At 48.1% G+C, this 15,483-nt stretch carries 12 protein-coding genes; 10 read left to right on the top strand and 2 right to left on the bottom strand.

Annotated elements, in window-relative coordinates:
- Positions 1 to 124 precede the first annotated feature (124 nt).
- Positions 125 to 3,139, bottom strand: coding sequence for an AsmA family protein (locus tag ACW9SV_RS07505; RefSeq protein WP_479556118.1), 3,015 nt, complete (start codon positions 3,137 to 3,139; stop codon positions 125 to 127).
- Between the two features lie 45 nt (positions 3,140 to 3,184).
- Here ACW9SV_RS07505 and ACW9SV_RS07500 point away from each other — a divergent pair, with 45 nt between their 5' ends.
- Both ACW9SV_RS07500 and gldJ read left to right on the top strand, forming a co-directional pair.
- The gene (locus ACW9SV_RS07500; protein WP_479556117.1) at positions 3,185 to 4,261 is read left to right on the top strand and encodes a PorP/SprF family type IX secretion system membrane protein; all 1,077 of its coding nucleotides are present in this window, start codon (positions 3,185 to 3,187) and stop codon (positions 4,259 to 4,261) included.
- A 74-nt stretch (positions 4,262 to 4,335) separates the two neighbouring features.
- Positions 4,336 to 5,523, top strand: a complete 1,188-nt coding sequence (gene gldJ / locus ACW9SV_RS07495; protein ID WP_479556116.1) for a gliding motility lipoprotein GldJ — start codon at positions 4,336 to 4,338, stop codon at positions 5,521 to 5,523.
- Between the two features lie 79 nt (positions 5,524 to 5,602).
- Here the strand turns inward: gldJ and ACW9SV_RS07490 are convergent, their stop codons facing one another.
- On the bottom strand, positions 5,603 to 6,316 hold the full coding sequence (locus ACW9SV_RS07490; RefSeq protein ID WP_479556115.1) for a ComF family protein: 714 nt from the start codon (positions 6,314 to 6,316) through the stop codon (positions 5,603 to 5,605).
- 68 nt (positions 6,317 to 6,384) lie between these two features.
- Here ACW9SV_RS07490 and ACW9SV_RS07485 point away from each other — a divergent pair, with 68 nt between their 5' ends.
- The 8 genes from ACW9SV_RS07485 to ACW9SV_RS07450 all read left to right on the top strand — a co-directional run bounded on the left by ACW9SV_RS07485 (position 6,385) and on the right by ACW9SV_RS07450 (position 15,470).
- Complete coding sequence (locus ACW9SV_RS07485; RefSeq protein ID WP_479556114.1) at positions 6,385 to 6,741, top strand: carboxymuconolactone decarboxylase family protein; 357 nt, start codon at positions 6,385 to 6,387, stop codon at positions 6,739 to 6,741.
- A gap of 237 nt (positions 6,742 to 6,978) precedes the next feature.
- Positions 6,979 to 7,323, top strand: coding sequence for a hypothetical protein (locus ACW9SV_RS07480; RefSeq protein WP_210489803.1), 345 nt, complete (start codon positions 6,979 to 6,981; stop codon positions 7,321 to 7,323).
- Positions 7,320 to 8,093 carry an exodeoxyribonuclease III gene (locus ACW9SV_RS07475; RefSeq protein WP_479556113.1) on the top strand — a complete coding sequence of 258 codons (774 nt, stop codon included), beginning with the start codon at positions 7,320 to 7,322 and terminating at the stop codon, positions 8,091 to 8,093. Before ACW9SV_RS07480 ends, ACW9SV_RS07475 begins: the two co-directional genes overlap by 4 nt.
- Positions 8,094 to 8,469: 376 nt before the next feature.
- Complete coding sequence (locus ACW9SV_RS07470; protein ID WP_479556112.1) at positions 8,470 to 11,772, top strand: DUF4175 family protein; 3,303 nt, start codon at positions 8,470 to 8,472, stop codon at positions 11,770 to 11,772.
- A 33-nt stretch (positions 11,773 to 11,805) separates the two neighbouring features.
- Positions 11,806 to 12,225, top strand: coding sequence for an ATP-binding protein (locus tag ACW9SV_RS07465; RefSeq protein WP_123127003.1), 420 nt, complete (start codon positions 11,806 to 11,808; stop codon positions 12,223 to 12,225).
- Positions 12,206 to 12,637, top strand: coding sequence for an rRNA maturation RNase YbeY (gene ybeY, locus ACW9SV_RS07460; protein WP_479556111.1), 432 nt, complete (start codon positions 12,206 to 12,208; stop codon positions 12,635 to 12,637). Before ACW9SV_RS07465 ends, ybeY begins: the two co-directional genes overlap by 20 nt.
- Positions 12,638 to 12,706: 69 nt before the next feature.
- Positions 12,707 to 14,569 carry a tRNA uridine-5-carboxymethylaminomethyl(34) synthesis enzyme MnmG gene (gene mnmG, locus ACW9SV_RS07455; protein ID WP_479556110.1) on the top strand — a complete coding sequence of 621 codons (1,863 nt, stop codon included), beginning with the start codon at positions 12,707 to 12,709 and terminating at the stop codon, positions 14,567 to 14,569.
- A 1-nt stretch (position 14,570) separates the two neighbouring features.
- The gene (locus tag ACW9SV_RS07450; RefSeq protein ID WP_479556109.1) at positions 14,571 to 15,470 is read left to right on the top strand and encodes a class I SAM-dependent methyltransferase; all 900 of its coding nucleotides are present in this window, start codon (positions 14,571 to 14,573) and stop codon (positions 15,468 to 15,470) included.
- Positions 15,471 to 15,483: the final 13 nt, after the last annotated feature.

Here is a 15,483-nt window from a genome sequence, read left to right as displayed (position 1 = left end):
CCATGAGAGCGGGCTTTCGTTGGAGGCACTTGCAGAAGAAAGGGCTCTAAAACAAAAAAGTTTGTTCCGGGCCTGCTTTCATGAAAACAGGCCTGAAACAAACTTGATGCCAAGGGAAAGGCTCTTATTGCTTGGTTGTATCTGCCGGAGGCGTGCTCACGGGTTTCTTAGGAGCTAACAGTTTGTTTAACCGAGACTTGGCCTCAGCCCTTAATTTTTGTTCGGCCTCCAATCTTTTTTGCTCCAGTTCTTGACGGGCTTTGGCTTCCAGCTCCAGCTGCTTTCTGGCAAGTTCCACCTTGAGGCTATCCTTGTTTGTTGGCACGTTCACGTTCAGCTTTTCTTTCACCCCTTCCAGTTTGCTGGTCACCACCTGTTTCACCAGAGAGGAGGCCTCGGCTTTTAAGCTGCTTCCTTTAAGGGCTACGGCGGGGTCATTGTAGTTTCCAGTTACGCCCAGTTGCAAGGTTACCCGCTCTAAGCCGTTTAAGTTTTGCACACCCGTAAGGCTGGTAATCTTGCCTGCCAAGGCATTTCCTACCTTGCCCGAAGGCACATCCATGGCCACCACGTAGTCCACTTTTCCACTGATGTTATTGGTACCACCCACAGTCATTTTGATGTCACCCACGGCAAAATCAAAGGGTTTCACCACCAAGTTTCCACCAATGATCTCGGCGGCAAAGCCCCGGTTTTTCAACGTGAAGTTCTGCACCTCTTTCAGGTTGGTGAGTTGGCTTATCTTGGAAAGTGCCTTCATGTTGGTTACCACTGCTTCTACCACTTCTATCACGCCTTTTCCGGTAAGGGTGCTTAAAACCGGCATCATGTCACTGCCCAACTCCCCACTGAAATTGAACTTGGTAGAGAACTCACCCTGCAGGAGTTTCGCAATGGGGGCCAGTTGCTGGATGGTATTGAAGGAGTTAAAGGACTGTTGAAAATCAAGGTTCTTGATGTCCAACCCAAATGAAAATTTAGGGTGGATAAGATCTCTTGAATCATAAGAACCCGTGGTGGAGAACTGACCACCCAAGGTGCTGAAAGCTACATCTTCTAGTCTGGCTATCTGATCTTTAAGGCTTACTTTGCCTTTTACGTTCTGTAGTTTCAGGTTATCGTAAAGAACCGTTCCGGCTTGGGTTGTCAACACCACATCCAAGTTGGCGGGAATCTGTACTACCCCCTGTGCTTCCTGGGTGGAGGCAGGTACGGTTTGGCCGGTGTGCTCGTCTACCATCCACTCGTTTACATTGAAACTGTTGGAGCGCAAGGAGAAGCTACCTCGCAAAGGCTGGTTTTCTGAGAACAGATAGCCCATGTAATTGGAGACTGTTCCATCCATCTGCACGTCGCTTTTACCCAAGTAACCGTTTAACTGCTGAAGCGCCACTTGCTCATTGTTGAACGTGGCCTTGGCTGAGTTAATGCGCATGCCTTGCGGAAGATCAGTGCTCTTGTAATTCAATTGGGCGATCTGTACTGTTCCGCTGGCTTGCACGTTGCCGTATCTGCCAGCATCTACGTCGGTCATCTTTCCTTTGGCCAGAATGTTTCCGTTCAACCGGCCGCTGAGGGTGGTGCCATCAATTGGGAAGATCTTGGTGAGTTTGGTTAAATCCAGTACCCCTCTCACATCGGCATCGAACTGCGGCTGGGCCAGGTTCTTGATAGCCACCCGGCCTTCCAGGGGCTCTTTGTCTAAAAGCATCCTAAAACGTGAAACCTGAATGTCGGTATCAGCGGCGTTCCCGGTACGGTTTACCAAGGTAGAAGCAACGGTCACTTGTTCTAAAGGTGCAGGGAAGGAAGTGGATTTCACGTACCCGTTGGTAAGGTTCAGTTTGGCGGTGACTACCGGCATGTGGTTCTCGAAATACACGCCTTTGGCCTGGGCGTCTACATCCAGCAAGCCGCGCAAGGTAGTACCCTCCAGCGGGAACACCTTGGTGACTTCGGCTAAGTCCAGTTTAGCTTTCAGGTTGCCGTCTACTTTCATGGGCTCTAACCCGTCAATCACTACACGGCCGTCTACCGGGTTCTTACCTAAATCCAGGTGCAGTTTCCGGACATCCACCAAGGTATGGTCTATGTTACCATCGGTGTTCTTCACGCTCATGTCAATGTTGATGTTGCGGGCCGCCTGAGGCAGGTCTGGGTATTGGAAGGTACCGTTGTTCACTTTCAGGTCTACCCCAAAACCCGGCATAGACGTTTCATTGAAGATTCCTTTCACGTAACCGTTGAAAGCTACTTTGCCATCGGTCTTCACGTCTTTAAAGTTCTCAGTGAACACGCCAGGCACCAGGGAGAAGATGTTTTTGAAATCGGTCTCCAAGGCTTTAAAGGTGAGGTCTAGGTTAATGTCATCGGTGGGCATGGCAATGGAACCGGCCATTCCTAAGGCAAAATCGTTGATTCGGAAGTTATTGTCTTTGAAGGTGTATTTGGCGTTGGCCAGGTCCATGGCCATGGTTACATCGGCATCTAGTTTCTTGTTCTCAATGTAGTTCACGTCGCCATAGGTCATGGTGAAGCGTTCGGCCTGGGTTTTAGTTTCCATATCGAAAACATCTTTGGCCAGGTCACCGCTACCGGTATGCTGCACATTGTAGGCGTTCACCCCAAAAGGGATGCTCAGGTCTTGGTAAACAATTTGCCCGTTGTTGATCTTCCATTCATCAATCCCCATTTTGAAATCTGTGGTGTCCTGGGCTTCTTGGGTGGCTGTGGTGTCTGGAATGAAGATATCCCAGTTAGCTTTCCCGCTCTTGAGCACCAACAACTTCAGGCGGGGCTGGTCCATCTGTACCGATTTGATTTCTATCTGGTCGCCGGAGATCACGCTCATCAGGTCTAAGCCCAGGTTAAAATCTGGCAGATAGGCGAGGGTGTCTCTCTGAAAGGAGTCTTTGCCTACAATGGTCAGCTCTTTCACACTTAAACCCAAGTCTGGGAATGTGCGAAAAAGGGATAGACTCACGTTATTTGTTTCGTATAAGATGCGGGCGTTGATACTTTTGGCAATCTCTTTATCAAGGCGCTCTTTGATCTTATCTTTGAAGAAGACCGGTATAAGTGCGGCTGCGGCTAGCAATACTACTATAAATACTGCCAGACCTATAAATACTTTCCTCATGTTGGTAATGATGTGTTTTCAGCTTGTAAGTTTAGGTATTTTCAGATGAATATACGCTTACAGGTAATCCTGCAATTTGTGTGCCGAGGGGTTCTCAGGAGGGTAACGGGCAAGGGTCCATTATCCATAGTAGGTGTTCTTTTATTCTTTTCTTCTGTTGGCGCTCTGGCCCAGGAAAGTACCAGTACCTTACCTTATGCCCATCGTCTCTTTTTAAACCCTGCTTTTACGGGTTTATTGTCTGACTACAGCGTTACCGCCGGGCACCGCTCTCAATGGACCGGGATCAATGGCGGGTACAGTACCCAATGGGCCAGCGGTGAGTATCGGTTCCAGGAAAATAGAAATGCAATAGGTGCAACCTTCCAGTCAGACAAAGCACCGGCAGGTGGGTACCAGAAAATACAGGCGGGGCTTTTGTACGCTTACCATACTAAGTTAAGAGAAAAACTGGATCTTAGCGCCGGAATGCAGGTGGGGTATGGATCTCAGAAGCCTTCTGCCAGCGGCCTTATTTTTGAGGACCAGTTAGACCCAAACGGCACTATTACCAAGCCTACCGCCGAGACCTTCGGTTTGGACAGAACCTCTTACCTCACGGTTTCTGCCGGGCTGCTTTTGTTCACGCCGCAGTACTGGTTAGGTGTCTCAGCGCAGCACCTGAACAACCCAAAAGTAGGAGAAATGTCATCCAGTACAGCGGCCCCGGTTTTCCAGTTACAGACCGGTTACAAGTTCTATGCGAAGAGCTATTTTGACCGCGATCATTTTGAGGAAATCAGCTTTATTCCCACACTTTCGTATACACACCAGCGGAGTTTTAATCGCTTAGACGCAACTATTTACGCTAACATCACTCCTGTTACGCTAGGGTTAGGAACTACCATGCTTCCGGGGTCAAAAAATACTTCACTTGCAAGCACTATTCAGGGGATAGTTGGCGTTACACATAAAGGATTGAAAATAGGGTATGGCTACCGGCATCCGCTGGCGTCAAGCCCGGTCGCAATTGGCCCAACCCATGAACTAGTTCTTTCCTTTGAGAAAGTGGATTACTTAAAGATTTTTAAAAGATCGGGTACAAACAGAAAATACAATCGGATTGCTTGCCCGGCATTCTAATTTTCTATATTATTGCGTGTTAAAAGCCACATTTGATCTAAAGAATACAATTTTACCTGGTATTTACCATTTTTATGAAACTTTCTAAACATTTAATGTACGTGCTGGCGGCGGGGGCTGTAGTTTTCTCCTCCTGCTCCAAGAACAACCGTCCTACAAGCCAGGATCCCGGTAAGCAAAGTACTGCTACTGGTATCGCTTACGATGATGAAGAAGGTGGTTTTGCTGTAGCGGACTATAGCGACGTACCTGAAGGACCCGGTTTAGTATTTATTGAAGGTGGTAGAACTACCCTTGGTTCTTCTGAGGAAGATGTGGCCATGACCCGTGACAACGTTGAGCGTACTGTTACCGTGGCGTCTTTCTACATGGATGAAGCGGAGGTGGCTAACATTCACTGGTTAGAATACCTGCACTACATCAGAAAAGACTCTTCTGAAGAAATCTACGCCAAAGCTCTTCCAGACACTACCGTTTGGGAGCGTGAGCTTTCTTTCAACGACCCTTACGTAAGCTACTACCTGCGTTACCCTGGTTTCCGCTACTACCCAGTAGTAGGGGTGAGTTGGTTACAGGCTCAGGATTACTGTACTTGGCGGACTGCCATGGTAAACAAAAACCTGGCTGGTGAATACGACGGAGAATTAGCAGAAGGAAGCACGCCTCCAATTGAGTCTGGCGCTGTTCTTCCGAACTACCGTCTCCCCACAGAGGCTGAGTGGGAATATGCCGCTCAAGCGTTAATCGGAACTCAGTTAGAGGAGGAAGAAAACCAAACCAACAAGCGTATTTATCCTTGGGATGGACACCAGGTGCGTAACCCATACGGAAAAGGTCAAGGCCAATTCCTGGCTAACTTCAAACGTGGCCGCGGTGACTACGCCGGTATTGCTGGTTCATTGAATGATGGTGCTATGATCACTGAGTACGTGTACGCTTATCCGCCAAATGACTTCGGTCTGTACAACATGGCTGGTAACGTGAACGAGTGGGTACAAGACGTGTATCGTCCGCTTTCGTTCCAGGATGTGGAAGACTTGAACCCAGTTCGTCGTAACGGGGTACAGGATGACTCTTCCCTGTATGACGTTGCTGGCTTCCAGTCATTGATCACCAACACCGTTCGTGTGTTCAAAGGTGGCTCTTGGAAAGACGTAGCGTACTGGTTATCTCCAGGAACTCGTCGCTACATGGAGCAGGATTCTGCTACCTCTACTATTGGTTTCCGTTGCGCCATGATCAACACTGGCTCAAACAAATAAGAAATCCTTTATTTCCATAAAACAAGAAAGGCCGGATCTACCGGCCTTTCTTGTTTTATGGGGTTTAGGTCACTCCATATTATAAGGTGTACGCAATAGAGGCTATACTTACAGCACCGGCTCCATTGCTTAGCAAGATATCAGTACAGGCCTCAATGGTAGCCCCGGTAGTGATCACGTCATCTACCAACAACACATGCTTTCCTTGTATCGCCTCTGGTTTGTGAATAGCATACAACTGTCGCATGGCTTCCCACCGGGCCTCCCGGTTTTTTGAAGTCTGGGTGGCACTGAATCGGTTCTTTTGCAAGGCATCTACCAGTAAGGGCTTCTCTAAAGCATCCGCTATTTCCCTAGCAAATGCTTCCACTTGATTATAACCCCTCTGCCTCAGCTTGCTTTTATGCAGGGGTACCGGTACCACTACATCTATCAATCTGAAGTCATCCTGCTCCTGGATCTGAGCACCAAACCATCTCCCTAAAACTTCGCCTACTTCTTCCTGTCCTTTGTATTTCAACTGGTGGAGCAATCGTTGCACCCGTCCTTTCCCTTGAAACTTAAGATACGCCACGGCTAATTGGATAGGCACCCTTCCCCAGAAAACTTCATGCAAGGGGTTGGTAGTAGGGGAGAGGTGAAAGTCAGTGTAGGGGAGTTTGATGCGGCAATGGCTACAAACAACTTCCTCCCCAAGGGCTAACTCACCGCCGCAAGCCCGGCACTCTTCCGGAAAAAGCAACGCCAAAAAGTCATGGTAAAGGGACCTGAGGCCCATCTGCAGCTGTGACATAGACTACTTGGGTATTTTGATGTAACTTTACATAGCGGCGCAGAATGCCGCCAATAATGACGCATAAAATGAGCTTAGTAACAGAATTCAACGATTACCGCACCCGCATGAACGAGAAGATCATGGAGGCGGACAATAAAGTGATCAAGCGCTTTTTCAACCTAGATACGAATGCCTACGCAGAAGGTGCGCTAGATGTGAAAACCAAAGAGATGTTGGGCCTTGCCTGCTCTATGGTATTACGCTGCGACGACTGCATCAAGTACCACCTAGGCAAATGCTTTGAGTGCGGCCTCACGGATGAAGAAGTATACGAGGTTTTCGCCATTGCCAACTTGATTGGTGGTTCCATCGTGATCCCGCACTTCAGAAGAGCTGTGGAGTACTGGGAAGAACTGAAAACCGAAGGACAAACCCAAGCCTAGAACGATTTCTGTTCCCGACCTGTTTTCTGGAAATCAGCCCTAGAACTGCTTGCTTTTACTTGTGGATTACTTCCTTTGTTGCCATTCTAATTTAGAATTCAACAACAGACTTAATCTACTTAAAACATGGTTTTAGGGCTGTTTTCATAAAAGTAGACACAGAATAAGTTTAGAAAAATGGTGGATAGTGCAGAGAAATCCACTTCTGCGTTAGGCCACTTATACACACAAAACTTAATGGAGAACGAAGAAGATTTTGATGTTCGGTGGGCCGCGCTGCGCCAAGACATTAAGAAACAGTTTGGAAAGAAGCCTGACCTGAATGCCATCCTTTTTCTGGTAGGCGTGCAGGAACTAGGCCAGGGGATACGGGAGTTCACCAAAGAAGAGAAGCAGGACTTAATGCATATTGCCACCTGCAAGCTCCTGAGTTTATCTGGCTACTATGAGTTAGAAGGCCTGGACCAGGAAGGATGGCCGCATTGGAAATCAGTGAAGCCGCTGCCCGCCTGTAACCTGAAAGAGCAGGAGCGCATGCTCAAGTGGCACGCCCTGGAGTACTTTGACGAAATGAATTCATGAAAATTATCAGCTACAACGTAAACGGCATTAGGTCTGCCATCTCCAAAGGCTTTCTGGATTGGGTAAAAGCTGCCAACCCAGACGTGCTTTGCCTTCAGGAAATAAAAGCAGACGAGACCAAGTTTGACAAAGCCTGCTTTGAGGAAATCGGGTATCACGTGTACCTGCATCCGGCCATTAAGAAAGGCTACAGCGGCGTGGCTATTCTTTCCAAAAAGGAGCCTAAAAACGTATGCATCGGCTGCGGCATTGAGCAGTACGACCACGAGGGAAGAGTTATCCGGGCAGATTATGACGGCTACTCAGTATTGAACGTGTACATGCCTTCGGGCTCCAGCGGCGAGCACCGCCAAGCGTTCAAGATGGAGTGGCTCCGCGATTTTCAACAGTACATTCAGGGTTTAAAGGACACGGTGCCCGGTTTGGTCATCTGCGGTGACTACAACATCTGCCACCAGGCCATTGATATTCACAACCCCAAATCAAACGCCAACTCCTCCGGCTTCCTGCCCGAGGAACGGAACTGGTTCTCCAGTTTCCTGAAAGATGGTTACATTGATTCGTTCCGGCACTTCAACCAGGAGCCGCACCAATATACCTGGTGGAGCTACCGTGCCAACGTACGGGCCAAGAACCTAGGCTGGCGAATCGATTATCTTTTGGTTTCTGAGCACCTGAAGCCTTTGATGAAGCGGGCTGCTATTTTACCTGAGGCTAAACACTCGGACCATTGCCCTATTCTTTTGGAAATGTACCCCGTGGAAAACTAGATTTTATCCTCCTATCTTGAGAATGCGTTTCTGGTCTGTTTCTAGGAAATCAGGCCGGAAACGCATTTTTGTTTTACTTCTTCTGTGGACAGCGTCACTCCTTGATTTATAGAGCGGAGCAAATTATCCGTCACCTATCCACAGGAACCATTTTCCTTCGCTATTTCGTTTTTTCTCTGATTTGAGGAATATAGCCCAAAAACCCTGCGGAATGCTCCCAAATCAGAGAATTAACAATAAATTAGTAAGCAAAAGAGTTAATACTCTGCTGATTAAACACGTATGACATTAAAAGAAAACATCTGGTACTCATTTCTCCCGTACCGTTGTTTCGGGCTACTCTAATCTTATCTTACTTATGCGGGCTGCCGGTTCTTTGGATACAGTTTTACAGCAGCTTCAGGCGTTTAAACGCAAATTCTACCTGAACCTGCTTTTTAAAGGTGCTTTACTCTCGTTGGGGTTGGTGCTTTCTTCTTATCTGCTCATTACCGTTCTGGAGTATTTTTTCTATTTCCAGCCGGAGGTACGGGCCTTTCTGCTGTTCTCATTTCTGGCAATCAGTGCTTTCGCCGTGGTCAGGTGGCTTTGGGCACCCATCATGGGATTGACCAACCTGAAGAGACTCCTCACCGATGAGCAGGCGGCCCAACAGGTTTCCCATTACTTCCCCGAGATCCAGGACCACCTCCTTAATTTGCTGCAGCTGAAAAACGTAGCCATGAGCAATGACTTGGTGGCCGCCAGTGTGGAGCAACGCTCAGAAGAATTGGTAGGGTACCGCTTTCCGGAACGGATTAAGTTCACCCAGAACCGTTCTTACTTTAAATACCTGCTGCTGCCGCTCACCTTGGTGGTGGTCTTAGCCTTCATTTACCCAGCTTTGTTTGTGCAAGGGACGGAGCGCATCATCCATTTCAAGCGGCATTATGCTCCTAAAGCTCCTTTCCAGTTTGAAATCCAGAATTCCTCCTTGCAGGCATTCAAGGGCGAGGACTTTCAGTTGAAGGTGAACATTGAAGGTAACCGTGTTCCTGAGGAGGTGTTTCTGGTCATTGACGGACGCCAGATGCCGCTCAAGAAGTTGAAAGACCAGACCTACGTCTATGACTTTGAGCAAGTGCAGGAATCAGTGGATTTCCAGTTGACCGGCGCCGGCTTCTATTCTGATGAAAACCGCCTAACCGTAGTGGCCAGACCCATGCTTCGGCAGTTGAAAGCCCAGTTACGTTACCCTGCCTATACCAAACGGCCATCTGAAATCCTGGACAACACGGGAGACCTGACCATCCCTGAGGGAACGCAAGTGACCTGGCGCCTGGCCGCAGATAACGCGGATTCGCTCTGGCTACAGTTTGATGCACCAGTCCAGAAAGTAAAAGCCCAATCTGAAGACGAGGAATACGTGGTGCGGAAGACGTTCATGCAGAGCCAACGCTACAGCATGCACCTCAAGAACCGCTACTCAGAGAACAAAGAGCAGATCTCGCACCAGATCACCGTTATCCCAGACCGTAATCCTGAGATTACTTTGGAGCAGTTCCGTGACTCCGTGCTGTACTCTTATTTAGTAGTAGGAGGAACCATCTCAGATGATTACGGCTTCAGCAATCTTTCCCTGCATTACCGGGTGCTCAAAGGAAACAAAGCTGCCACGGGCTACAGAGCGGTTTCTATTCCGTTCAGCGGTTCTTTGGCCACGCAGTCATATTTCCGGCAGATGGACCTGAAGCCGCTGAACCTGCAGCCCGGCGACAGACTGGAGTACTTCGTGCAGGTAACCGATAACGACCAGGTGCCGCAACCAAAAAGCGCCCGTACTTCTACCTTCATCTTCAAGTACCCAGACCCGTCTGAAGTGCAGAAATCCATTGAAGAGTCGTCGCAACAGGTGCAGTCCCAAATGAAGTCTTCGCTCACCAAGGCGGAGGAACTGAAGAAATCCCTGGAGCAGAACGAAGAGAAAACCAAGCTGAAGAAAGAACTCTCTTACCAGGACAAAAAAGCCCTGCAGGAACTCGCCGATAAGAAGAAAGCCCTGCAGGAAGAGCTGGCTCAGTTGCAGAAGATGAACGAGCAGTTGAACCAACAGCAGGAGCGTTTCTCGCCGCAAAACGAGAAACTGGCCGAAAAACGTGACCAGCTCAAGAAGATGATGGACCAGCTCTTGGACGATGAGACCAAGAAGCTCTATGAGCAACTGGAGAAACTGCTGGAGCAAAAGCAGCCTCGGCCAGAACAGATTCAGCCGCTTCTAGACAAACTCAACAACAAAGAAGAGAACCTGCAGAAAGAGCTAGACCGCTTGCTTGAGATGTTCAAGCAGCTCCAAGTAGAGCAAAAGCTAGACAATGCCCAGCAGAAGCTGGATGACCTGGCCAAGAAGCAGGAGGATCTAGCGAACAAAACTGGTGAGCAGAATAACAAGCCCGATCAGGGCCTACAGCAGGAACAAAAGCAACTGCAAGAAGAATTCAAGCAGATGAAGGAGGAACTCAAAGAAGCCGAGAAGATGAACGAGCAACTGGAGAATCCTGAGGATATCCCTGATACCGACAAGATGGAGGAGCAAATTGAGCAGGAGCAGGAGAACGCCCAAGAGTCTATGCAGAAAGGCCAGAACAAGAAAGCAAGCCAATCGCAGAAATCAGCGGCTCAGAAGATGAAGCAGATGTCGCAGCAGATGCAGAGCCAGGAAATGGAAGGCGACATGCAACAGGCCCAGCAGAATCTGGATCACCTACGGGATATCCTGGAGAACCTGGTAACGCTTTCCTTTGACCAGGAGAAACTAATGAAAGACTTCCGGAATGTGCAGCAGAGCGACCCAAGGTTCATCGGGCTGGCCCAACAGCAGATCAAATTGTCTGATGACGCCAAGATCATTGAAGACAGCCTGCTCTCCCTGGCCAAACGCGTACCGCAGATCCAATCGTTCGTGACCCGGGAGGTAGGCGCCATGGAAGGGGAGATGCAGAACAGTTCTGAAGCCATCAAAGACCGGAACCTGCCTAAAACTGGTCAGCATCAGCAGTTGGCCATGACTTCCATGAACAACTTGGCCTTGATGTTGAGCGATGTGCAGCAGCAAATGCAACAGGCCATGATGGCCATGCAGCAGAGCGGACCGGGCAAGAAGAAAGGCAAAGGAAAGAACGGCAAAAACCAGCCGGGTGCCCTGGGGCAAATGCAGCAGCAGTTGAATGAGCAAATCCAACAGTTGCAGCAGAGCGGTCAAAGCGGCAAGCAATTATCGGAGCAACTGGCCCGCCTAGCAGCGCAACAGGAAATGCTCCGGAATGCCATGAAAGAACTGGCGCCATCGCCTACCCAGCCGGGAGGCAAAGAAGGAGGGGAGAAACTCAGTAATTTGAGCAAGCTCATGGAACAAACCGAAACTGATCTCGTTAATAAACGTCTTACAGAGCAGACCATGATGCGGCAGAAGGAGATTTTGACTCGTTTGCTGCAAGCTGAAAAAGCCGCCAATGAACGTGATCTGGACGAGAAACGAGAGGCAAATACCGCTAAGGAATTGCCCGCCCGTATCCCGCCATCGCTTCAGAAGTACCAGGAACGGCAGAAACAGCAGACAGAATCGCTCCGTCAGAACCTACCTGCTTTGACACCTTATTATAAAAAGCAAGTAGATGCTTATTTTAAGCGATTAGGTTATTAGATTTGCAGACATTTCAGATATAGTAAACATATTATGAATCAAGTAAAAATTCAGATTCCTTCTATCATTGAGAATATCCGTATCGTGGAGAGCTTCATTGACAACTCGCGGGAGAAATTTCAGATTGAAGATGACATCTATGGTAATATCATGGTTGCCGTGACGGAATCTGTGAACAACGCCATCAGACACGGCAACAAGTTTGATAAAGATAAGAACGTCTATCTTTCTCTTTTTGTAGAGCCCAACCAACTGCGCTTTGAAGTACAGGACGAAGGAAACGGATTTGACCCAGAGACCTTATCTGACCCCACTGCCCCAGAAAACCTGGAGAATCCCGGCGGGAGAGGTATCTTCTTAATGCGTAACCTCTGCGACGATGTCTCTTTCAGCAATGATGGCCGTACGGTTTCTTTAACTTTCAATATTGAGAATGCAGGAACTACCCATTGAGTTCTTTACCGAGGAGGTAGAATTTGAGGTTAAAAACGAAGAGAAAGTCAAAACGTGGCTTTTGGAAATAATTTCGAAATATGACTTCGAATTAGAATCTTTGAACTACATTTTTTGTTCCGATGAATATCTTCATCAGATGAATGTAGAATACTTAGAGCATGATACGCTCACTGATGTCATCACCTTTGATAATTCCGACTTTGAGGGAGTTATTGAAGGTGATGTTTTCATTAGTATAGACCGCATTGTGGACAATGCTGCCACTTTCAACATTACCCCAGAAGAAGAGCTTCACCGGGTAATGGCGCATGGCTTGCTCCACTTACTTGGTTTTGATGATAAAACACCAGAAAAGAAGCAGTTAATGCGTTCCAAAGAAAATGAGTGTTTAGAGCTCCTCAAGTTGTAAACACCTCTTTCTCTAGTTATCCTCACTTATCAACAATGTTTCACGTGAAACATCACATTAATCCACACTATGTTCACAAGTTATGATGTAATAGTAGTTGGGGCGGGACATGCCGGGTGCGAAGCAGCACATGCGGCCGCCACCATGGGATCGAAAGTACTACTCGTAACCATGAACATGAACACCATTGCCCAAATGTCTTGCAACCCAGCCATGGGTGGCGTAGCCAAAGGGCAAATTGTAAGAGAAGTAGATGCCCTTGGCGGAATGAGCGGAATCATCACGGATAAAACCATGATCCAGTTCCGGATGCTCAACATGTCCAAAGGCCCCGCCATGTGGAGTCCCCGTGCCCAAAGCGACCGCATGCGTTTCGCTGAGGAATGGAGAACAGCCTTGGAGCAAACGCCTAATGTAGACTTCTGGCAAGAGATGGTTTCTGAAATCCTGGTGGAAGATGGTAAAGCAGTAGGAGTGAAGACCAGCCTGGGTATTGAGATCAAAGCTAACGCTGTTGTTTTAACCAATGGTACCTTCCTGAACGGCATCATCCATATTGGTGAGAAAAAATTGGGCGGCGGCAGAGCCGCCGAAAAGTCAGCAAAGGGAATTACCGAGCAATTGGTGTCTTTAGGCTTTGAAGCCGGACGTATGAAAACCGGAACGCCTCCACGCGTTGACGGACGTAGTCTGAACTATGACGTAATGGAAGAACAAAAGGGAGACGAGAATCCTTCCAAGTTCTCTTACACAGATACGCCTTCACTTGAGAAACAAAGAAGCTGCTATATCACCTACACCAATTCTAAAGTTCACGAAATCCTGAAAACCGGGTTTGAAAAATCACCTATGTTCCAGGGAAGAATCCAAGGATTAGGTCCGCGCTACTGCCCATCCATTGAAGATAAGATTAACCGTTTTGCGGAACGCGACCGACACCAGATCTTCGTGGAACCAGAAGGATGGAGTACAGTAGAGGTGTACGTGAACGGTTTCTCCAGCTCCTTACCGGAAGATGTGCAGCTAAAAGCGTTGCGTGAGATCCCAGGATTTGAGAACGCGAAGATGTTCCGGCCAGGTTACGCCATTGAATACGACTTCTTCCCACCTACTCAATTGAACCTGACTCTGGAGACAAAGCTGGTGGATAACCTCTACTTCGCAGGGCAAATTAACGGTACCACCGGATACGAGGAAGCGGCCTGTCAAGGCCTTATGGCGGGAATTAACGCCCATAACAAGGTGCATAATTTAGAACCGTTCGTTCTCAAAAGATCAGAGGCTTACATAGGTGTTTTGATTGATGACCTTGTGAATAAAGGTACCAACGAGCCCTACCGGATGTTCACCTCCCGTGCGGAGCACCGAATTTTGTTGCGCCAGGACAACGCCGATCTTCGCTTAACGGAGAAAGGCTATCAACTGGGCCTCGCCTCAGAAGAGCGTCTGCAGAAAGTGAATCGTAAGAAGCAGGAGACACAAGAAGTACTCACGTATTTGCAGCAAAAAGGAGTTGAGCCGGAAGAAGTGAATGCCTTGCTGCTTTCTTTGGAATCTGCTCCTATCAGCGAGCGAGCCAAAGCCGGCAATTTGTTGAAGCGCCCGAACGTGGAACTGGAACACTTGATGCAATCCTCAGAAAGCCTGAACTTGTTCCTGAGTAAATATTTACCTGATAGCTTGGAACAGGCAGTGATTCTTTTGAAATATGCGAGCTATATTGAGAAAGAAAACCAGATGGCTTCTAAAATGGAGGAACTGGAGAACTATCGCATCAAAGACCGGCTGGACTACAAAGCCATTACTGCGCTTTCAAACGAGGCCCGCGAGAAACTTTTTAAAATCCAGCCAGAAACCTTAGGACAAGCATCGCGCATCAGTGGCGTATCTCCCGCAGATATCTCCATCCTGATGGTATATTTAGGAAAATAGAATGAGCTACGAACGGCTAGACCATTGCCCCATTTGTTCCAAAACAGAGTTTAAGAATTTTCTAGTAGTACAAGACAAGAGCGTCAGCCAAGAGAGTTTCGTGATTGTGCAGTGCCTCAATTGCCAGCTCAAGTTCACGAACCCACGTCCGCCCGAAGAAAGCATAGGACCTTACTATGCTTCTGAGGAATACATTTCCCATTCAGACACCAGCAAAGGTTTGCTGAACAAAACCTACCGGTTGGTCCGGTCAATGGCCGTCAAGAACAAGGTGGAATTGGTGAATCGGTTGGGGAACAAAGGCCAGATTCTGGATTACGGCTGCGGAGTGGGTTACTTTCTGCAGGCCTGCCAAAAACAAGGTTGGACGGTAGAAGGAGTAGAACCCAACGAGGCAGCCCGGAAACAAACCGAGGAAAAGATAGGCAAGCCGTTGTATCAAGGTTCTTTGGAGAATTTGGGTCAGGAAACGTTTGAAGTGGTGACCATGTGGCACGTGTTGGAACACATCCACCAATTGAATGAAACCCTCAAAACCTTGGTGAACGCAACTAAAAAAGGAGGGCACCTGGTCATCGCCGTTCCGAATGCTGATTCATATGACGCCAAAAAGTATGGCGCAGACTGGGCCGCGTATGACGTACCTCGCCATCTGTACCACTTCAACAAAGCCAGTATGCAGAAGCTTCTCAGAAAGCACAAACTGGATTTGAAAGAAGTGTTGCCTATGAAGTGGGATTCCTATTACGTGAGCATCCTAAGTGAAAAGTATAAGCACGGGCAAACCAAAATGCTGGACTCGTTTTTCACGGGTTTCAGGTCTAACCTGCATGGAGCCAAGAATGATAATTCCTATTCCAGCCAAATCTTCATCGCCCAGAAAAATAATCAGATACACTAAGCGTAATGACCTT

The organism is Rufibacter sp. JT20002, from assembly GCF_056491185.1.
The sequence above is the reverse complement of the archived record's forward strand: the minus strand, read 5'-3'. Positions and strand labels throughout refer to the sequence as shown.